The sequence below is a fragment of the Streptomyces sp. NPDC026672 genome, assembly GCF_040638185.1.
GTDB lineage: Bacteria > Actinomycetota > Actinomycetes > Streptomycetales > Streptomycetaceae > Streptomyces.
This window is the reverse complement of the sequence record NZ_JBEZXS010000003.1, coordinates 1-18780: the sequence shown is the minus strand read 5'-3', so window position 1 is coordinate 18780 and position 18780 is coordinate 1. Positions and strand designations below refer to the sequence as shown.

At 71.3% G+C, this 18780-nt stretch carries 21 protein-coding genes and 1 pseudogene; 11 read left to right on the top strand and 11 right to left on the bottom strand.

The annotated features are described in order from the left end of the window. Positions 1-36: 36 nt before the first annotated feature. Positions 37-465: a nitroreductase/quinone reductase family protein gene (locus tag AB0F77_RS03415; RefSeq protein ID WP_361940670.1), complete on the bottom strand. Its 429-nt coding sequence runs from the start codon at positions 463-465 to the stop codon at positions 37-39. Positions 466-581: 116 nt separating this feature from the next. Here AB0F77_RS03415 and AB0F77_RS03410 point away from each other — a divergent pair, with 116 nt between their 5' ends. The 3 genes from AB0F77_RS03410 to AB0F77_RS03400 all read left to right on the top strand — a co-directional run bounded on the left by AB0F77_RS03410 (position 582) and on the right by AB0F77_RS03400 (position 2701). Further along, complete coding sequence (locus tag AB0F77_RS03410) at positions 582-1103, top strand: MarR family transcriptional regulator (RefSeq protein WP_361940667.1); 522 nt, start codon at positions 582-584, stop codon at positions 1101-1103. Positions 1104-1176: 73 nt separating this feature from the next. Then, complete coding sequence (locus AB0F77_RS03405; RefSeq protein WP_361940664.1) at positions 1177-1713, top strand: helix-turn-helix domain-containing protein; 537 nt, start codon at positions 1177-1179, stop codon at positions 1711-1713. A 145-nt stretch (positions 1714-1858) separates the two neighbouring features. Next, positions 1859-2701, top strand: a complete 843-nt coding sequence (locus AB0F77_RS03400; protein ID WP_361940661.1) for an oxidoreductase — start codon at positions 1859-1861, stop codon at positions 2699-2701. 78 nt (positions 2702-2779) lie between these two features. Here AB0F77_RS03400 and AB0F77_RS03395 read toward each other — a convergent pair whose 3' ends face one another. Genes AB0F77_RS03395 through AB0F77_RS03355 form a run of 9 tightly spaced genes read right to left on the bottom strand, consistent with a single transcriptional unit; the run spans position 2780 to position 11754 of the window. Further along, a complete protein-coding gene (locus AB0F77_RS03395) occupies positions 2780-3277 on the bottom strand; it encodes a 3-isopropylmalate dehydratase (RefSeq protein ID WP_361940658.1) in 498 nt (165 codons plus the stop codon). Next, on the bottom strand, positions 3274-4530 hold the full coding sequence (locus tag AB0F77_RS03390; protein ID WP_361940655.1) for an aconitase family protein: 1257 nt from the start codon (positions 4528-4530) through the stop codon (positions 3274-3276). Before AB0F77_RS03390 ends, AB0F77_RS03395 begins: the two co-directional genes overlap by 4 nt. Then, positions 4527-5801, bottom strand: a complete 1275-nt coding sequence (locus AB0F77_RS03385) for an aconitase/3-isopropylmalate dehydratase large subunit family protein (protein WP_361940652.1) — start codon at positions 5799-5801, stop codon at positions 4527-4529. The genes AB0F77_RS03390 and AB0F77_RS03385 overlap by 4 nt, the downstream gene beginning before the upstream one ends. Then, complete coding sequence (leuD, locus tag AB0F77_RS03380) at positions 5798-6400, bottom strand: 3-isopropylmalate dehydratase small subunit (protein ID WP_361940649.1); 603 nt, start codon at positions 6398-6400, stop codon at positions 5798-5800. Before leuD ends, AB0F77_RS03385 begins: the two co-directional genes overlap by 4 nt. Then, the gene (locus tag AB0F77_RS03375) at positions 6397-7476 is read right to left on the bottom strand and encodes an ornithine cyclodeaminase family protein (protein WP_361940646.1); all 1080 of its coding nucleotides are present in this window, start codon (positions 7474-7476) and stop codon (positions 6397-6399) included. The genes leuD and AB0F77_RS03375 overlap by 4 nt, the downstream gene beginning before the upstream one ends. Continuing rightward, complete coding sequence (locus AB0F77_RS03370) at positions 7473-8540, bottom strand: aminopeptidase P family N-terminal domain-containing protein (protein WP_361940644.1); 1068 nt, start codon at positions 8538-8540, stop codon at positions 7473-7475. The genes AB0F77_RS03375 and AB0F77_RS03370 overlap by 4 nt, the downstream gene beginning before the upstream one ends. Beyond that, positions 8537-9727 carry a Xaa-Pro peptidase family protein gene (locus AB0F77_RS03365; protein WP_361940641.1) on the bottom strand — a complete coding sequence of 397 codons (1191 nt, stop codon included), beginning with the start codon at positions 9725-9727 and terminating at the stop codon, positions 8537-8539. Before AB0F77_RS03365 ends, AB0F77_RS03370 begins: the two co-directional genes overlap by 4 nt. 53 nt (positions 9728-9780) lie before the next feature. Then, the gene (locus AB0F77_RS03360; protein WP_361940638.1) at positions 9781-11304 is read right to left on the bottom strand and encodes an MFS transporter; all 1524 of its coding nucleotides are present in this window, start codon (positions 11302-11304) and stop codon (positions 9781-9783) included. Between the two features lie 36 nt (positions 11305-11340). Further along, positions 11341-11754, bottom strand: coding sequence for a winged helix DNA-binding protein (locus tag AB0F77_RS03355; RefSeq protein ID WP_361940635.1), 414 nt, complete (start codon positions 11752-11754; stop codon positions 11341-11343). A gap of 211 nt (positions 11755-11965) precedes the next feature. On the opposite strand from AB0F77_RS03355, the gene AB0F77_RS03350 reads away from it, so the two are divergent. Further along, positions 11966-13519 (top strand): CYTH and CHAD domain-containing protein, encoded by a 1554-nt coding sequence (locus tag AB0F77_RS03350; RefSeq protein ID WP_361940632.1) that lies wholly within the window; start codon positions 11966-11968, stop codon positions 13517-13519. 136 nt (positions 13520-13655) lie between these two features. Further along, entirely contained in the window at positions 13656-13841 is a 186-nt protein-coding gene (locus AB0F77_RS03345; protein ID WP_361940629.1) for a hypothetical protein, read from the top strand. Between the two features lie 27 nt (positions 13842-13868). On the opposite strand, the gene AB0F77_RS03340 is transcribed toward AB0F77_RS03345, so the two are convergent. Next, a complete protein-coding gene (locus AB0F77_RS03340; RefSeq protein ID WP_361940626.1) occupies positions 13869-14225 on the bottom strand; it encodes a helix-turn-helix domain-containing protein in 357 nt (118 codons plus the stop codon). A 128-nt stretch (positions 14226-14353) separates the two neighbouring features. Here AB0F77_RS03340 and AB0F77_RS03335 point away from each other — a divergent pair, with 128 nt between their 5' ends. From AB0F77_RS03335 to AB0F77_RS03310, 6 genes and pseudogenes are all read left to right on the top strand, one after another. Next, on the top strand, positions 14354-14839 hold the full coding sequence (locus AB0F77_RS03335; protein WP_361940623.1) for an STAS domain-containing protein: 486 nt from the start codon (positions 14354-14356) through the stop codon (positions 14837-14839). 93 nt (positions 14840-14932) lie between these two features. Next, entirely contained in the window at positions 14933-15358 is a 426-nt protein-coding gene (locus AB0F77_RS03330) for a VOC family protein (protein WP_361940620.1), read from the top strand. A gap of 179 nt (positions 15359-15537) precedes the next feature. After that, on the top strand, positions 15538-15942 hold the full coding sequence (locus AB0F77_RS03325; protein ID WP_361940617.1) for a DUF2795 domain-containing protein: 405 nt from the start codon (positions 15538-15540) through the stop codon (positions 15940-15942). A gap of 158 nt (positions 15943-16100) precedes the next feature. Next, complete coding sequence (ctaD, locus tag AB0F77_RS03320; protein WP_361940614.1) at positions 16101-17831, top strand: cytochrome c oxidase subunit I; 1731 nt, start codon at positions 16101-16103, stop codon at positions 17829-17831. Then, a complete protein-coding gene (locus AB0F77_RS03315) occupies positions 17828-18205 on the top strand; it encodes a hypothetical protein (protein WP_361940611.1) in 378 nt (125 codons plus the stop codon). The genes ctaD and AB0F77_RS03315 overlap by 4 nt, the downstream gene beginning before the upstream one ends. 42 nt (positions 18206-18247) lie before the next feature. Then, a pseudogene (locus AB0F77_RS03310) lies at positions 18248-18682 on the top strand (class I SAM-dependent methyltransferase); the annotation flags it as partial. Positions 18683-18780: the final 98 nt, after the last annotated feature.

Sequence of the window (18780 nt, the reverse complement as noted above, 5' to 3'; positions counted from 1 at the left end):
CGTGCGCTCCGCTCCGTACGACCGGGGCGGCGGGGCTCAGGGCCGGGGGTCGAGCCGGATGACGGGGAACTTGCGGGGGCCGCGCTTCTCGTACTCCTTGGAGTCGGGCCAGTACTGCGACCAGATGCCGTACAGGCGCTCCCACTCCGGCGAGTCCGACCGTACGACGGTGGTGGTGACCCGGAGTTCCCGGTCCCCGATCTCCACCGTCGTGACCCCCGGGCCCTGCTCGACGTTGGCGACCCAGGCCGGGTCGGCCGGGGCGCCGCCCGCGGACCCGCACACCAGATACGCGTCGCCGTCGACCGCGGCGACCAGCGGATTGACGTACTCGACGCCGCTCCTGCGCCCCACGTGGTGCAGCAGCAGGAGCCGCTTGCCCTCGAACGGCCCTCCCACGACACCCGCGTTGGCGCGGAACGTCTCGATGATCCGCGCGTTCATGTCGGCGACGTCGTCAGCCATCACAGCCCTCTCTCCGTGTCCGTCGGTGCACTCACCGCACACGTCACACTCTCCACCTCAACAGTTGAACAGGCAAGTGTTTGGCCGGGCGGAGTGGGCTCGGGCATGATGCGCGCATGGCGACACGCTGGCTGGACGACGAGGAGCGGGCCCTGTGGATGCGTCTGCAGGCGCTCAGCGAGTGCCTGCCGCCCGCGGTGGAGGCCCAGTTGCGCAAGGACGCGGGTCTGACCCGGTACGAGTACTACGTGCTCGCCGTGCTGTCCGAGGCCCCCACGCGGTCCCGTCTGATGGCCGACCTCGCGGCCGTCACGAACGGCTCGCTGTCCCGGCTGTCCCACGCCGCGGCCAAACTGGAGGCCAACGGCTGGATCACCCGCGACTACGCGCCCGGCCAGCGGCGCTCGACCGTCGCCACGCTGACCGACGCCGGCTGGCGCAAGGTCGTCGAGGCCGCGCCCGGACACGTGACCCGCGTCCGCGAACTGCTCTTCGACCGGCTGACACCCGAGCAGACCCGTGCGCTGCTCGACGCCATCCAGCCCCTGTTCGGCCCGGACGCGCCGCACGATCCCGCGCACTCGTCCTGCGGCCCCGACTGTGAGCCCGACTGTGACGCCGACTGCGGGCGCGAGTGACATCACCCGGCCGTGATACGGTTGAGGGGGTTGGCTTCTACTTTAGAAGTCACCGTCTCCGGAAGGAACAGCCGTGGCGGCCAGGATCAGGCTCGAGGACCGGGAGTGCCCGCTGTCGACGACGGTGGGTGTCGTCGGCGAGTGGTGGACCCTGCTCATCCTGCACGACGCCTTCGACGGTTACACCCGGTTCGACCAGTTCCAGGAGAATCTGGGGATCTCCTCCAGCATGCTCACCACCCGGCTGAAGACCCTGGTCGCCGAGGGACTGCTGGAGCGCAGGCCGTACCAGACCCAGCCGACCCGCTACTCCTACGTCCTCACCGACCTCGGCCGCTCCCTGCGCCCCGTCGTCGTCGCGCTCGCCGCGTGGGGCAACTCCCGGCTGGCGCCCGAGGACCGCAGCATGATCCTCGTGGATTCCGTGACCGGTGCGGAGGTGGAGCCGGTGGTCGTCGACGCCGGCACCGGCCGCCGCCTGGACGACAGCGACGCCTTCGTCTACGCCGCGGGCCCGGCCGCGAGCCCCGCGATGCGCTCCCGCTACGAGGAGCTGGGCAGGGCGCGGTCGGCGAAGGAAGCGGACGACCTCCCGGACCGCGCCGCCTGACGTCACCCCTCCCGCCCCTGGCCTGGCCGTATCTCCGTGCCCGGTGCTGTCCCGCGGAGCGGTCCGGCCAGTTACTGCTAAAGTAGAAGTCAGTAGCTTCTCATATAGAAGTTACTCGACCGGACCACTGTTCAGGAGGAAGACGATGAGGACCTGGTTCATCACCGGCGGCACACCCGGCGGCTTCGGCATGGCCTTCGCCGACGGGGCACTGGAACGCGGTGACCGTGTGGTGCTCACCGCCCGCCGCCCCGAACTGCTGGACACATGGGCACGGGAACACGGCGACCGAGTGCTCGTGCTGCCGCTCGACGTCACCGACAAGCAGCAGATCGGCGAAGCCGTCCAGGCGGCCGAGAAGCACTTCGGCGGCATCGACGTGCTGGTGAACAACGCCGGCCGGGGCTGGTACGGCTCGGTCGAGGGCATGCCCGACGCCGACATCAGGCGCACCTTCGACCTGAACTTCTTCGCCGTGGCCGACGTGCTGCGCGCCGTGCTGCCCGGCATGCGGGCGCGCGGCAGCGGCTGGATCGTCAACATGTCCTCGGTCGCGGGACTGCGCGGTGTCACGGCCTTCGGCTACTACAGCGCCGTCAAGTTCGCCGTCGAGGGCCTGACCGAGGTGCTGCGCGAGGAGGTGGCCCCGTTCGGTGTCAAGGTCCTCGCCGTGGAACCGGGGGCGTTCCGCACCCGCGCCTACGCCGGCTTCGCCGAGGAACGCTCACAGGAGACCGTCGACGCCTATCTGCCCATGGTCGAGTCGGTGCGCGCCGCCATGGCCGGGCAGGACGGCCGCCAGGCCGGGGACCCCGAGCGCGGGGTGCGTGCCGTCATCGACGCCCTCGACAGCGACAACCCGCCGCACCGGCTCCTCCTCGGGAGCGCGGGCTACGACGCGGTGGTGGGAACACTGGAGGACGCGCTCGGCGAACTGCGCGCCCACGAGGCGATGTCCCGCGGCGCGGACTTCCCGCCCGGCGAGTGACACCCGCGCGGGCCGGTGCGCCGCCGCGGTGGGCGGCACGCCGGCCCGCGCAACGGTCCGGACTCCGTGCCGTCCGCGTCAGGCGAAGAGTTCCGGGTGGGCCGAGGCCAGCGGGATCAGCCCGCCCGCGTCGAGCATGCGGACCAGGAATGGGTCCACGGGACGGCCCGAAAGACGGCGGCCCGTGGGGACGTGGGTGACCTCGCCCGCCATGAGGTCCACCCGCAACTCGTCGCCCCGCGCCGCCAGTTCCGTGATCCCCGACACCTCGAGGGCGGGCAGACCGACCTCGAAGCAGTTGCGGTGGAACGTGCGCGCGAAGGACTCCGCCACCACACACCCGATCCCCGTGGCCCGCAGCGCCTTCGTGGCGATCGCGCGCCCCGACGACTGCCCGAAGTGCTTCCCGGCGACCACGATGTCACCGGGCCGCACCCGCACGGGGAACTCGGGATCCAGGTCCTCCAGGACGTGCCGCGCCATCACCTCCAGCGGCTCGAACACATACTGCGGCTTGACCAGCCGGTCCGTCGGAATGTTGTCGCCGAACGTCCAGCAGCGGCCCTCGAAGTTCACACGAGGCTCCCTTCCGCGAGCGTGCCCGCCACGGCCGACGCCGCCACGGTGGCCGCCGACGCCAGATACATCTCGGCCTCACTGCTGCCGTTGCGGCCGGGGAAGTTGCGGGCGTGCGTGGAGACCATCGCCTCGCCCGGCGCCATCGCGCCCATGTTGATGGCCTGGTTGGAGCCGGTGCTCGGCGGGAACCACGTCGCCCCCGCCTCGTGCAGCTCCAGCACAAGACCCTCCCGCACGGCCTCGGCGAACACCTCACGGCTCGACGGCACGATGTTGAACCGCGTCTTTGGATGCACACCGCGCCCGCGCAGGATCCGGGCGGCGATCCTGATGTCCTCGATCCGCCCGCCCCCGTGCCCGCCCAACTCCGCGTACTGCACCGGGCGTCCGGCCACCTCACCGACGTCGCGGATGTTGCCGACCGTCGGCGGACAGGCCACCTGTGGCACCACCTCGCTCACGTCGAAGCCGAGGGTGCCGTGCGCCTCCGCGCCGGCGCCGTCGCTGCGGGGGAAGTCCTCGGGCAACCCGCCCGGCAGCGTCCGTACGAACGCCTCGGTGACCTCGTCCGGCTCGACGTAACTGCACTTCGCGCCCAGGTCCACACAGAGCAGCGGGAACAACCAGCGGTCCCAGAAGCCAAGTTGCTTCACATACGGCCCGGCGAACTCCAGGGCCCGGTAGTTCATCGCGCCCTCCCCGATCCGCGCCGTCAGCCAGAGCGCGACGTCCCGCGGTGTGGTGCCCGGCCGCGGGACACCGTGCAACTCGATCCGCACCGTCTCCGGCACCCGGAACCACGCCTTGCCGTACGGCAGGACCGTCCCCGCGTGCGAGTCGTTGCCGAGGGCCACGGCGAGCGCGCCCAGCGCCCCGTGCACCGGGGTGTGGCTGTCGGAGCCGACGACGATCATGCCGGGCTTGACGAAGCCGCCGCGCACCGCCGCGTGGTGCAGGTTGCCGCTGCCGCAGTCCAGCAGTGTGACCCCGCGGCGCCGCGCCCAGGCGCGGTTGTGCTGGAGCACCGCGGCCTGCCGCTCGGTCGGCGGCGAGAAGTGGTGGTCGAAGACCAGCAGCGTCCGTTCCGGGTGCGGAATGGGCAGGTCCACCTGTTCGTCGTAGACCCGTGAGGTCAGATAGCCGCTCAGGTCGTGCATCAGCAGCCGGTCCACCGTCGCGATCACGATCTCGCCCGGCTCCACCGACGACCGTCCCGCGGCCTTCGCGAGGATCTTCTCGACGAGGTTCATCCCAGCACCTCCCGCGGGTCGGTGATGACACCCCGGATCGCGGACGCGGCGGCCGTCGCCGGGCTCCCGAGATAGATGCTCGACTCGTAACTCCCCATCCGCCCCTGGAAGTTGCGGTTGGCCGTGGACAGCGTGGCCTCGCCGTCGGCCATCGCGCCGCCGCTGCCCGCGCACGCCCCGCAGCCCGCGTTGGTGATCATCGCGCCGGCCTCGATCAGCGTGGTGAGCACACCGCTGGCCGACGCCTTCGCCATCACCGCGGCGGACGCGGGCGTCACCACCAGCCGTACCCCGTGGGCGACCTTGTGCCCCGCCAGCACCTCGGCCGCGATGACCAGGTCGTCGTACTTGGCGTTGGCGCAGGACCCGATGAACACCTGGTCCAGCCTGGTCCCGCTGACCTGGTCCACCCCGACGACGTTGTCCACGGTGTGCGGCACGGCGATCTGCGGGATCAGCGCGGAGCCGTCCAGCCGGACGGTGTCGCGGTAGACGGCGCCCTCGTCGGGCAGCAGCACCTCGTAGCCGTCCGCGCCGACCCCCGCCTCCTCTTCGAGATACCGGCGGGTGATGTCGTCCGGCGCCACGTACGCGTTCTTCGCGCCCATCTCCATGGCGAGGTTGCACAGCGTCATCCGCTCGGAGACCGAACGCGACGTCACGTAGGACCCGCCGAACTCGGCCGAGCAGTAGGTGAGTCCGTCCGCGCCGAGGTCGCCGATCAGCTTCAGCATCACGTCCTTGGCGTAACTGCCCACCGGGAGCTCGCCGTCGATCTCGACACGGACCGACTCGGGCACCTTCACCCACAGCTTGCCCGTCACCCAGGCCGCCGTGATCTCGCTGAAGCCGACCCCCGTGCCGAAGGCGCCCAGCGCGCCGTAGATGGTGGAGTGGGAGTCCGTGCCGATGACGAACTGTCCCGGACGGATGAGGCCGTTCTCCATCAGCACGATGTGCGCGATGCCCGCGTTGACGTCGTAGAAGTTCTTGATGCCCATGCGGTCGGCGAACTCCCGGCACAGCCGGTGGTCGGCGGCCGTCTTGGCGTTCATGGCCGGTGAGATGTGGTCCATGACCATGGCGACCCGGTCGGGGTGGTAGAGCCGGTCGGTGCCCATGCGCTCCAGGGTGCGGATGCAGCGCCAGCTCGCCGTGTGGCTCATGTACAGGTCGGGGTAGGCGTCGACGATCCGGCCGGGGGCCAGGTCCCGTTCGCCCGAGGCCCGCTCTATCGCCTTCTGCGCGAAGGTCCGGGGTGCGGTGCTCATCGTGCCGTGCTCTCCTTCACCTGCGCGGAGCCGCGCATGAGATGGGGGATCAGCCCGCCGTCGGCCAGGATGTCCTTCAGACCCTGCGGATACGGCGCGAAGCCGAAGGTCCGCCCGGCGGCCTCGACGGTGCCCTCGTCGTAGTCGACCCACACGTCGCCCTCGCCGCCCGCCGCCGTGAACGCCGCGACGGCCTCGGGCGACTCGACCGCGACGAGGCCGGTGTTGATGGCGTTGCGGAAGAAGACCCGCGAGAACGAGGCGGCGACGACGGCCTGGACGCCCGCGCCGATGAGACAGGTCGCGGCCTGCTCCCGGGCGCTGCCGCAGCCGAAGTTGCGTCCCGCCACGACGATCCTGCTCCGCCGCAGCCGGCGCTGCGTCTCGGGGCCGAGCGGTTCGAAGGCGTGCTCGGCCAGCTCCGCGGGATCGATGCTGACGAGGTAACGGCCGGGAATGATCACGTCGGTGTTCACGCTCTCCCCGAAGGGGATGGCGGGACCGCCGACCCGATGGGGTGCGCCTGGTGCCTGGGGACCGGTCATGGGGATGTCCTCTCCTGCTGTCGTCCGGGTGCGGTCGGGGCGCTCCCGGCTCACGGGCTGGTCTCCTCCAGGAACCAGTCCGTGGGCACCTCGTGCCCCAGCCCCCGTTCCTCGGCCAGCCGCAGTGCCCGCGCGCACACCGCCGCGAACTGCACCCCCATGCCGGTGTTGTTGGCGAACACCGTGATGTCGTCCCGGGAGGTGCGACCGGGCGCCTCGCCGAGCAGCAGCTCACCCAGCTCGCGGATGTCGTCCCAGGCCAGCCGCCCGCGCTCGACCGGGCCGAGGATGTCGAACTGCTTGTCGTGATGGACCTGTTCGCGCGAGAGCACCACGATCCGCGCGGCCCGGTCGAACGTCGTGTCGTCCAACTCCCGCCGGGTCGCCGTGCCGTCGGGCGAGGTGATCGACGTGACGTGCGTGCCGGGCTCCAGCCAGGCCCCGTCGAAGCAGGGCTCCATGGCGGCCGTCGCACAGGTCACGATCTGGCAGCCGGCGACCGCGTCCCGCCGCTCCGACACCGCCACGACCCGGCGGCCGGTGCGCTCGCTCCACGTCTCGGCGAACGCCTCCCGGTGCTCGGGGGTCGGGCTGTACACCCGTACCTCCTCGATCTTCGGCCGGACCAGCAGCAGCGTCTCCAGGTGCGCCTCCGCCTGCCAGCCGGAGCCGAACATGCCCGCCACCGTGGCGTCCTCGTTGGACAGCGCCTCGATGCCGAGCGCGGAGGTCGCGCCCACCCGCATCTTCTGCACGAAGCTGTCGTGCAGGATCGCCAGCGGCTCCAGGGTGGTGAGGCTGTAGAGGGTGACCAGCCCCACGTACCGGTCGCCGGGCGCCGCCGGGATCAGCCGCCGGCGCCGCACCCCGCTCGGCAGGGTCTCCACCCCCGCCATGTCGGACGTGATGCGCAGCGCCCACACCCCGCTGGAGACGTTGCCGCCCTCCTGCGACTTGAAGCGGAAGCCGAAACCGGGCCAGCGGTCGTCCTTCACGGGGAAGTACGTGTGGTTGCGGGGCCGGTTGGCGCCCTGGCCGCGCACCAGCTCCCGATAGGCGGTGCCGAGTGTGTCGAGGCACTCCCGCGCCGTCAGCACCTGCTGGATGTCGTCGTTGGACAGGATCCTCACCGTGCCGCCTCCACGTCGTTCCGTACGGAGGCGCCGGTCAGCACCTCGCAGCCCCCCGCGGTGACGAGCACCGTCTCCGCCACCGCCGCGTAACCGTCCGTCCCGAAGAGGACGTCGACGGTGAGCGCGACCACCGCCCCGGCCGCCGGCGGCTCGGCCGCCCGAGGCCCGAGGTGTTCGCCCCCGGACGCCAGATCCGTCTGGTTCACCAGGCTCACCCGCGCGTCCGTGCCCTCCGGCAGCCGCTTCAGCGCGGGCGCGGCGGCCTCGTTCAGGTCCGTGACGCGCACCCCCGGCCGGACCGCGGCCACCGCGGCCTCCAGCGCCCCGCGCAGCGCGCCCGTCCACGGCGCCCCGCCCACGAGCCGCGAGACGTGCAGCCAGCCGGTGCGGTACTGCCCGGTGACCTGCACCGTCACCACACCGTCGGGCGCCGCGGGGACGTTCACCTGCACATCGAGGAAGCCCGCCCCCCGGACCACCCGCTCCACCGTCGCCGTACGGGCACGCACCCCGAGTCCGTCGGTGCCCGCCGCGTCGGCGGCCCGCGCGACCACCGCGCCGCCCTCCCGCAGCAGGGCGAGTTCGTGCGCGGACACCACCGCGCGGCCCGCCCGGACCAGACCCGGCAGCTCCCTGACCCGCAGGCCGGGCAGTGCCTCGCGCACCTCGTCGGCGACCGCGGCCGGCCAGCGCTCCGCGTCCACCAACCCCACCGTGCCCGACGGCAGTTCACCGAGGACCCGGGTGACCAGCGCACCGAAGCTCCGGCCGCTCTCGATGCGCTCCACCACCGACGTCCGCCGCATCCACGGGTGGACCCGCGGCGACAGCTTCGTCAGGAACACGGGCGGCCCCTCGGCGGGCACCGCGAGCACGCCCTCGTTCCAGTAGACGCACAGATTGGTGAGGTAGGCGATGTCGTCGGAGGCGAACACGTCCCCGTAGACCAGGGCGACGTCCACGCCCTCCTCGGCCATGCGCCGCCGCACCCCCTCGGTACGGGCCCGCCATTCGTCCTCCGGCACCTCGGCCGGGTCCAGCACGACCAGTCCGCGTTTCACGCCGCGGCTCCCTTCAGGCCCTTGGTGGAGTGGAACAGCCTGCGTTCGGTGGGGATCAGCACCTCGCAGCCGTTCGCCGTCACCCGCACCGGATCGCCCAGCACGTGGTAACCGGCCAGGGGCGTATAGGTGTTGGGGTGGATGATGAAGACCGCGTTCTCGGGCAGCACGGTCTCGTTGCCCTCGATGATCGGGGTCTCGTCCAGGTGCAGCCCGTGCCCGTGACCGCGCACCCGGGTGTACTGGGACGTGCAGTACTCGCCGTAACCCCACGCCCGGAACACGTCGTTCTGCGCCTTGGCCACGTCGTGCGCGGTGACACCCGGCCGTACGGCCGCCACGCCCGCCGCCACGGCCTCGTCGAACAGCTCGAACGACCGCCGCTGTCCCGCGTTCGGCTCACCCACCACGGCGGACCGGCAGATCTGCAGCCAGTAACCGTCCATCTGCGGTGTCAGCTCGGTGCGCACCATGTCACCGGCCGCCAGCACCCGGGGCGAGGGCGCCGTCATGCCACGCACCTCGTCCTTGCCGGAGGCGATCAGCATGAAGTTGTCCTCGGCGCCCAACTCCTTGATGCGGGCCTCGACCTCGGCGACGATCCGGTACTCCGGCAGCCCCGGCTCCAGCACGTCGACGAACGCCTGCCAGCCCGCCGCGCACACCTGGGCGCTGCGCCGCATCCTGGCGAGTTCCCAGTCGCTCTTGACCAGCCGCACACGGTCCATCAGCGCGGTCGCCGAGACGAACTCGGTGCCGGGCAGGGCCGTGCGCAGCGCGTGGGCCAGCATGCCGGGGAGCAGTTCGAGATGGGCGACGCCGACCCGTCGGGGCCGCAGCTCGCGCAGCCGGCCGACGAGCGGCGCCGGGTCGAAGGCGTCGAGCACGGCGGAGTGCTCCACCCAGCCGCTCCGGGCGAGTTCGGGCAGGTCGGCGCGGCGGGTGGTGAACGCGGCGCTCCCGCCCTCGGCGGGGAACAGCACGAACGACGAACTGCCGGACAGCCGGGCGTCGGTGAAGTAGCGGACGTTCTCCCTGCGCCAGCCGGGGCCGTACGCGAGGAGGGCGTCGAGTCCTTCCTCGGCCATCGCCGCGCGCACCTTGCGGTGGCGCAGCGCCCGTTCCGCCGTGTCGTCGGGCGGCGCGGGGGCCGAGGGGGTGGTTCCTGCGGTGGGGACCGTGGTCATGTTTCGCCTGCCTGTTCTGTTGCCTCTTCTGTGGGCGTGGTCGGGCGACGACGTCAGGGGGCGACCGGTGGTGAGGCGGTGGCCGTGCGCCCGCGGGGCGCCTCCGGCGAGCGCGTCTGCATCAGCTGGGCGATCTGCTCGATGGTCCTGCCCCGGGTCTCCAGCGTGGCGAGCAGTCCGGAGACCCCGGCCAGCAGCGAGATCACCGCGAACAGGACGAAGAAGACGTAGCTTCCCGAGCGCAGTGCGAGGACCCAGGTGATGACGCTGGGGATGACGAGCCCGCCGACCTTCTGCCACGCGGCGGCCCAGCCCAGGCCGGTCGCCCGGTTGACCGTCGGGTACAGCTCACTGGCGTAGACGAACAGCGTGCTGCCCGCGAAGCCGCTGCCGAAGAACGTGGCGACGCAGCCCAGGACGACGACGGGCGCCGTACTGTCCGCCGCTCCCCACCACAGGCAGAACGCGCCGCTGAGGACGAAGGAGACCCCGATGGTGAACCTGCGCCCCACCCGCTTCGCCGTCTGGCCGGCGAGCAGGGCGCCCGCCACACCGCTGGCCGTGATGATCGCCGTATAGGTGAGACTGCCGAGCAGGCCGATGCCCTTCTCCTTCAGCACGGACGGCAGATACGTGGACAGGCCGTAGAGGAACGCGCCCGCGCACACCTCCATGAACCAGAGGGAGAGCGTGAAGCGCAGATAGCGGCCGGAGAGCAGGGCCCAGACGGAACCGCCTCCCTGCCGGGGCACGCCCGAGGCGGGCGCGAGCGGCGGAGGCGACGGGGGAGCGGCCGGGACGGTACGCCCGGGTGTGCCGTGGTGCGTGCTGAGGGAGGCGACGACCGCCCGCGCCTCGGCGTGGCGTCCCTTGCGCACCAGGTAGCGCACGGACTCCGGCAGCACCATCACCATCACGGCGCTGACCAGGACCGGCGCGATGCCTATGTAGAACATCGTCCGCCAGCCGACCGCGGGCACCACCGCCGCGCCCACGAGCGCCACGGCGGGCAGTCCGACCAGCCAGGCGGCCGTGGCCGCCGTCACCAGCGGAGCACGGTGCCGGGACGGTACGAACTCGGTGATGTACGGCAGCACCACCGCGATCTCGGCGCCGAGTCCGATGCCCTGGCAGAACCGGGCCGTCATCAGTGACTCGTAACTCCAGGACAGCGCCGCCAGGATCGAGAACCCGGCGAAGACCAGCAGGCACAGCGCCAGCGGGAACTTGCGGCCGAGCCGGTCGGAGACGATGCCGACCACCGCGGCGCCGACGAGCATGCCGAGGAACAGCGCCGACGTGAGATGGGCGGCCTGATTTCCGGTGAGGTGGAAGGCGGCGATCACCCCCGGCAGGACGACACCGGTGGTGTTGATGGCAAAACCGTTGAGGAAATGGCCGGCCAGTGCCGTGCCGTAGATGACGCCGTGCCGGCGCGTGAACTCCGAATGGTCGAGTGCGGCCAGGAGATCACCGGGGTCGTGGGAATTCCCCGCGTCCGGGATTTCACCGATCTGGTCGGTGCCCGTGTCGGAAGTCGTCGGATTCGTCTGGGCCGTGCGTTTGTCGTTCGTCACGAACGATGCCACCTCCTTGTGGCGTACGCCCCCCGCTTATCCGTCGTCCAGATTCCGCTGGACGTCCGCGTACAACTGCTGAAGCGCCGGCAGGACTTGGTCGATGAGTTCCTGCGGCATGGCTGTGGTGAGTTCCGAAGTGAACTTCGTCAGCGCGCGGTCGGCCGCGTCGAGCGCCACGGCGCCGGCCGGGGTGAGGGCCAGACGCATGGTGCGGCGGCTGGTCTCCGAGGGGCCTCGGGTCAGAAGTCCCTGGGTGACGAGTTTGTCGACGCTCTCCGACATGGTGGAGAGATTCCTGCGCGCGAGTTTCGACAGGGCCGTGAGCGAGGTGTGTCCGCCGTTGACCCTCGCGAGAATGCGGTACTGCCGGATCGTGAGCGGTTGGGGCAGCGCGGCGAGGATCTCCGTCTGCAGTCGAGTGAGACGTCCACCCAGTGCGAGGAGCACATCTCCGAGGGTGTCGCCGGCCTCCGAAAAGGGGTTCTCCGTCATTGATTAGGTCCCCGTACTGTGCGGTACCCGAAGTGTTGCGGTGCAATGAAGCTACAACCGGCCCGTCGAGCCGGACAAGGGGTCGTTTCCAAGATTCTTCGGGCCCGACGGCCGGGCACCGCGCCCTCGCGGGTTTGAGGCGCGCGTTCCGGTCAACCGGGAAGGTATGGCCCAGTCGAAACGAGAGACAGAACGCAAGTACGCGGCACCCGCGGCCGACGACATCCCGTGGCTGCCCGACATGGCACACGTGGGCCCGGCCACCTCGCTCGCGGACCGCGGCATCCAGGAACTGGACGCCGTCTACTACGACACCGACGACCTGAGGCTGACCCGCACCCACGCCTCCCTGCGGCGCAGGACCGGCGGCACGGACGCCGGCTGGCACCTGAAGCTGCCCCTGCCCGGCGACAGCCGCGAGGAGATCCAGGCCCCACCGACCTCGGCGGACGTCCCCGGGGAACTCCGGGAACTCGCCCTCTCCCGCACCCGCGGCGCCCCCCTGCGCCCGGTCGTGCGCATCCGCTCCACCCGCAGCCTGCGGCACCTCCTCGACGCCGAGGGCGACGTCCTGGCCGAGCTGAGCATGGACGCGGTCCGCGCCGACTCGCTGCTCGACGACGGCGGACACGCGATGTGGACGGAACTGGAGGTCGAACTCGGCGACGACGGCACCCCCGACCTCCTCGACGACATCGAGAAGGTGCTGCACGAGAACGGCGTCGACCGCGCGCAGAGCCCGTCCAAGGTGGTCCGCGCCCTGTCGGAGACGACCCCCGCACCCGCGGCGACCACTGCCGCCCTGGTGGGGACGCCCGACGAGAACACCGCGGCCGGCACGGCGGGCGACCACGTCCTCGCCTACGTGGACCACCTCGTCGGCGCGCTGATCGAACTGGACCCGGCCGTGCGGCGCGGCGCACCCGACGCCGTGCACCGGATGCGCACCACGACCCGGCGGCTGCGCGGCTGTCTGCGCTCCTACCGGTCCGTCCTCGACCGGGGGACCACCGACCCGCTCCGCCGGGACCTCAAGTGGCTCGCCGGGGAACTCGGCGACGAACGCGACCACGAGGTACTGGTCGAGCGGCTGGCCTCCGGAGTGCGGGAGCTGCCCGGCGAACTGGTCCTCGGGCCCGTCGCCGCACGCCTCCAGGCATGGGACGCGGCCCAGGGCGCCGAAGGCCGCCGACGCACCCTCGCCGCCCTCGCGGCACCCCGCTACCTGGACCTCCTGGAACGGCTCAACACGCTGACCGATACCCCGCCGCTGCGTCCCAAGGCGGCGGGCAGGCCGGAGAAGGTGCTGGTCAAGGCGGTCCGGAAGGAGTACGGCAGGCTGGCCGCGCGGATGGACCGGGCGCTCGGCATGCCCTCCGGGCCCGAGCGCGACGCCGCGATCCACCACGCGCGCAAGGGCGCCAAACGGCTCCGCTACGCCGCGGAGGCCGCCCGCGCCGCCCTCGGCGGCCCCGTCCGCCGCCTCGGCAAGCGGGCCAAGGAGGTCCAGCAGGTGAGCGGCGCCCAGCACGACGGTGTCGTGGCCCGCGGTGTCCTGCGCCGGCTGGCCGTCGCCGCGCACGCGGCGGGCGAGTCCGGCTTCACCTGGGGACTGCTGTACGGCGAGGAGCGGGCCGCGGCGGCCGTACGCGAGCGGCAGCTCCCCGAGGCATGGGCCCGCGCCCGGGATGCCTCCGGACACAAGGCCCTGCGGGGCTGAGGCTCAGGGGGCCGTCACCGTCCGTGAGTGTTTGGGCGCCCGAACGGCGGAAACCCGGGCATCCGGCCGTGGCACACACGGCAAGGAAGCACGGAAGCAGAAGATGGAAGAAGCAGAAGGAAGAAGCAGAAGGAAGATGACATCAGTGACGTCGCACGTCAGAGAGACCGTGGGCGAGGAACCGCTCGACACCGGCTGGGCCAGGGCCCACCGCAGCGCCGAGAGGGGCCCGCGCACGTGGGTCCCGGCCGTCGACGACCCGAAGACTCCGGTCCCCGCGGACCCGGACCGGGAGAACAACGTGGTGCGCGGCGAGGACTGATCCGTCCGCGCCATCCGTCGCACGGGCTCAGGAGCCGTCGGCGTCCGTGTCGGTGTCGAGCCGGGCGGTGCGCTGGGCGTCGTCGTAGGCGAGGAGGACGGACAGGAGCGCGGCGACCGTGAGCCCCATGCCCGCCTCGGCCGGATGCCGCAGGACCTTGTCCGGCTGGATCCGGTACGTGTTGCTGCGGCCGGTCCTCGTGTGCGACAGATAGCCGTCCTGCTCCAGATCGGAAATGATCTTCTGGACGGCGCGCTCCGTGAGCCGGCAGTGGGCGGCGAGGTCGCGGATGCGCACGTGGGGGTTGTCGGCGATGGCCGCCAGAACACGCGCGTGGTTGGTCAGAAAGGTCCACGTGGTCCGGTGTTCTGGAAGTCCGTCCATGGCTGAATCCTACGGCGGATGATTCACGTATACAAAAACACGAAGAACATTTCATGTATCTCTTGACGTGCGTCGCCGTAGGGAGGAGCGTGGAGGGAGCAGGCGGAATCTTCAGGGGAGAGGCAGCCATGCCACAGCAGTCGCACATCGCCCGGTCGGGGTCTCCCGGCCCGTTCCCCGCACCCGCCAGGATCACGGACGTCCCCCCGGCAGCGGCGCTCTCGTCCGACGTCCGCGTGGACGGCGAGCGCACGGTCGTCACCCTCCGCGGCGAACTCGACCTCGACGTGGAACGGGAGCTGTACCACGTCCTGAGCACGGCCCTGAGGACATCGGTGCGGGGCATCGACCTCGACCTGGCGGCCGTCGGGTTCTGCGACTGCTCCGGGCTCAACACCCTGCTGACGATCAGGCGCGAGGCGCACCGAAGGTCCAAGACCGTCACCATCGGCGCCGTCGGCCCCGCCGTGTGCCGGACGCTCACGCTGACCGGGTCCCTCTCCCTCTTCACCACCCTGAGCGACCCCGTCGGGACCGCCGACGGCGACGCACCGGAGTGCTCCGAGGACCCTGCCGGGACCGGCGACGCCAAGGTGATCCCGCTGCGCCCCTGACGCCGGCGCCGGGTGCGCCCCGGCGCGGCCGGGGGCATGCATGGGGCGGGCGGGGGTATCCGATCGGCCTGTGGCGGCGGACCTGGAGGGGCGATGGCGGTTCCCAAGACGGTGGTTGCGGTGCTGGACTGCGCCGAACCCGAGCAATTGGCCGAGTTCTACGCGGGGTTGCTGCACGGCGACATCCGCCCGACGGGCGACCCGGACTTGATCGAGGTCGCCGGGCAGGACGGTTCGGTCCTGGCGTTCCGGCGCGATCCCACGTTCATCCCGCCGAGCTGGCCGCGCTCGGAGGGTGCCCAGCAGGTGCACCTGGTGCTCCTCGTCGGGCCGGACGACATGGACGCGGCGGAGCGCGAGGCGGTGAACCTCGGGGCCCTGCCGATGGAGGTGACGGACGTCGGGACGGCACGGGAGACGCGGCTCATGTCCGACCAGGCCGGCCACGCCTTCCTCCTGCGCACCCGGCGCCCCGCGGGGTCGCCCCCGCCGACCGCGACACTCCCGGGCGCCCGCTGACGGCCCGGGACACGGCTACGACTTCTCGCGCACGGTGCGCAAAGGAGGTGGCGCCCCGCACCGCGGCGTGTCGCGCGCCCGCACGCTCTCCGCGCGCCTGGTGCGACCGCGTGTCGTTCGTCGTCGCGAGGGCACCCGGGCATGACCGCGGCCCGACGAGAGAACGAGGTGTGAAGCACATGGAGCGAGGCAGCAACCCGATCAGCCGGCACAAGGACGACGAGATGAAGCACGAGCTGCAAGGGCTTCTGCGCGCCGCCCCGTCCCCGCACGAGGAGGGGAACGACCCGGAACCCCCGGCGGACGATGACATCCGGGTGCACGCGGGCGGCCCCGTGCCCCCGCCCGGCGCCGAGCGCGACCGGGCCTGGGCCACGACGGAGGCGGACTCCCTGCGCCTCGAACTGGCCCGCCACATGGACCGCACCGCCTTCCCGGCCGACCGGCGGCGGGTCCTGGGAACCCTGGAGGCCCACCACGCCCCGGACTCCGTGATCGACGAGGTGCGCGCCCTGCCGCCCGAGGGCAGGTACGCCAACGTCACCGAGGTCGTCGAGGGACTGGGCCACCACCCGACCCGCTGACGTCCGCACCGAGTCGTCGTCAGATACGCCTATTGCTCCGTGGGGGTACGACCGTCACACGTTCGGCGGTGTGTCGGCCGCTCGGCGCGGCCGGTTCGTCCGCGTCCCGACAGGATGGCCCGTGACCGACGGCGTGCGCATCGGAAGACGGACGACTTGTGAGCATTGTCAATGAACCTCGGGGCGCGGTGGCGGCCGAGGACTCGTACGAGAACGAACTGCAGGTCAGGCGCAGGACGCCCGGCAGCGTCGTGGTGAAGTGGCTGACGACCACCGACCACAAGACCATCGGCACCCTGTATCTGGCGACGTCGTTCGCGTTCTTCCTCATCGGCGGCGTCATGGCCCTGGTGATGCGCGCCGAACTGGCCCGTCCCGGCGTGCAGCTCATCTCGAACGAGCAGTACAACCAGGCGTTCACCATGCACGGCACGGTGATGCTGCTGATGTTCGCGACACCGCTGTTCGCCGGCTTCACCAACTGGATCATGCCGCTCCAGATCGGCGCGCCCGACGTCGCCTTCCCCCGGCTGAACATGTTCGCCTACTGGCTCTATCTGTTCGGCTCGTCGATCGCGGTGGGCGCCTTCTTCACCCCCGACGGCGCGGCCGACTTCGGCTGGTTCGCGTACACCCCGCTGTCGGACGCGATCCGCAGCCCCAACGTCGGCGCCGACATGTGGATCATGGGTCTGGCCTTCTCCGGCTTCGGCACCATCCTGGGCGCCGTCAACTTCGTCACCACGATCATCTGCATGCGCGCCCCCGGCATGACCATGTTCCGCATGCCGATCTTCGTGTGGAACGTGCTGCTGACCGCCGTCCTCGTTCTGCTCGCCTTCCCGGTCCTCGCCGCCGCGCTGTTCGCGCTGGAGGTGGACCGCAAGTTCGGCGCCCTCGTGTACGACCCGGCCAACGGCGGGGCGCTGCTGTGGCAGCACCTGTTCTGGTTCTTCGGCCACCCGGAGGTCTACATCATCGCGCTGCCGTTCTTCGGCATCGTGACCGAGATCCTCCCCGTGTTCGCGCGCAAGCCGATCTTCGGTTACATGGGCCTGGTCGCCGCGACCATCGCGATCGCCGGTCTGTCCGTGACCGTCTGGGCCCACCACATGTACGTCACCGGCGGGGTCCTGCTGCCGTTCTTCTCCTTCATGACCTTCCTGATCGCGGTGCCGACCGGGGTGAAGTTCTTCAACTGGATCGGCACCATGTGGAAGGGCTCGCTGACGTTCGAGACGCCGATGCTCTGGGCCGCCGGCTTCCTCGTGACGTTCCTCTTCGGTGGTCTGACCGGTGTCATCCTGGCCTCGCCGCCGATGGACTTCCACGTCTCCGACTCGTACTTCGTGGTGGCGCACTTCCACTACGTCGTGTTCGGCACGGTCGTCTTCGCGATGTTCGCCGGGTTCCACTTCTGGTGGCCGAAGATGACGGGCAAGATGCTCGACGAGCGCCTCGGCAAGATCACCTTCTGGACGCTGTTCATCGGCTTCCACGGCACCTTCCTGGTCCAGCACTGGCTGGGCGCCGAGGGCATGCCCCGCCGGTACGCGGACTACCTCGCCGTCGACGGCTTCACCGCCCTCAACACGATCTCGACGATCAGTTCCTTCCTGCTCGGTCTGTCGATCCTGCCGTTCCTCTACAACGTCTGGAAGACGGCCAAGTACGGCAAACCGGTGGGCGTCGACGACCCCTGGGGCTACGGCCGCTCCCTGGAGTGGGCCACCTCCTGCCCGCCGCCCCGCCACAACTTCCTCACCCTGCCGCGCATCCGCAGTGAATCCCCGGCGTTCGACCTGCACCACCCCGAGGTGGCCGGCCTCGAACACGCCGCGAACCTCGGCCGACGCGACGCGATCGAGCCCGAGGGCGGCGAGCGGTGACCACTCCGAACCGCCCGGACGCCCGGGCGGCCGGGCAGCGCGGCTCGGTCGCCAACGAGGTCGAGGGCTACCTCCTGCTGCACGCCGAACGGGAACAGGCCCGGCACGAGGCAGAAACCCTGTGCGCCCGACTGTCCTGGCTCACCACCGCGCAGGCGGAGGACCTCACCCTCCACTACACCGAGCAGCGCCTCGGGCTGACACGGCAGGCCCTCCAGGTCACCGCCGACCGCGCCCAGCGGCTGCGCGGCGAGTACGAGGCCCGCTACCGGGCCCTACGACACTCCCTCCTCCGCCGCCACGCCGTATACGCGTGCCTCCTGTTCACCGGCGCGGCGGCGACCGGCACGCTGGCCCACATGACGGCCCGCTGAAATCAGGTGCGTCCGGACATCCGGTCGTGCCAGGCTCCGCCGGTGGACCGTGAACAGCTCTCCCGACTTGCCCATGCGGATCATCCGATCGCGGCCCCGCTCGACGACGACTCGGTGCGCCGACTGCTGGAGCACGGTCTGCCGCGTGGCGACGAGCGTGTCCTCGACCTCGGCTGCGGTGGCGGGGAGTGGCTGCTGCGCGCCCTGACCGCGCGTCCACGGCTGCGGGCCGAAGGCGTCGACGTCTCCGGGCGCTCGCTCGACCACGCGCGGCGGGGCGCGCGCCGGCTCGGCGTCCAGGACCGTCTGGTCCTCCACCACCAGGACGCCGCCGGCTTCCCCGCCTCCCACGCCTTCGACCTGGTGCTCTGCGTCGGGGCCACCCATGCCTTCGGCGGCCTCCTCCCCACGCTCGCGGCGGTCCGCGAACACCTGGCCCCCGGCGGCCGGGTCCTGGTCGGCGACGGCTTCTGGGACCGTTAGGGCGTGTTTCGAAAGTAGCGCCGTCCGCCCGGAGGGCGGGGCCCGCGGCGTCTGGTGCGTGCAATCGCAAGGCGGAGGATCGCCCTCGTACT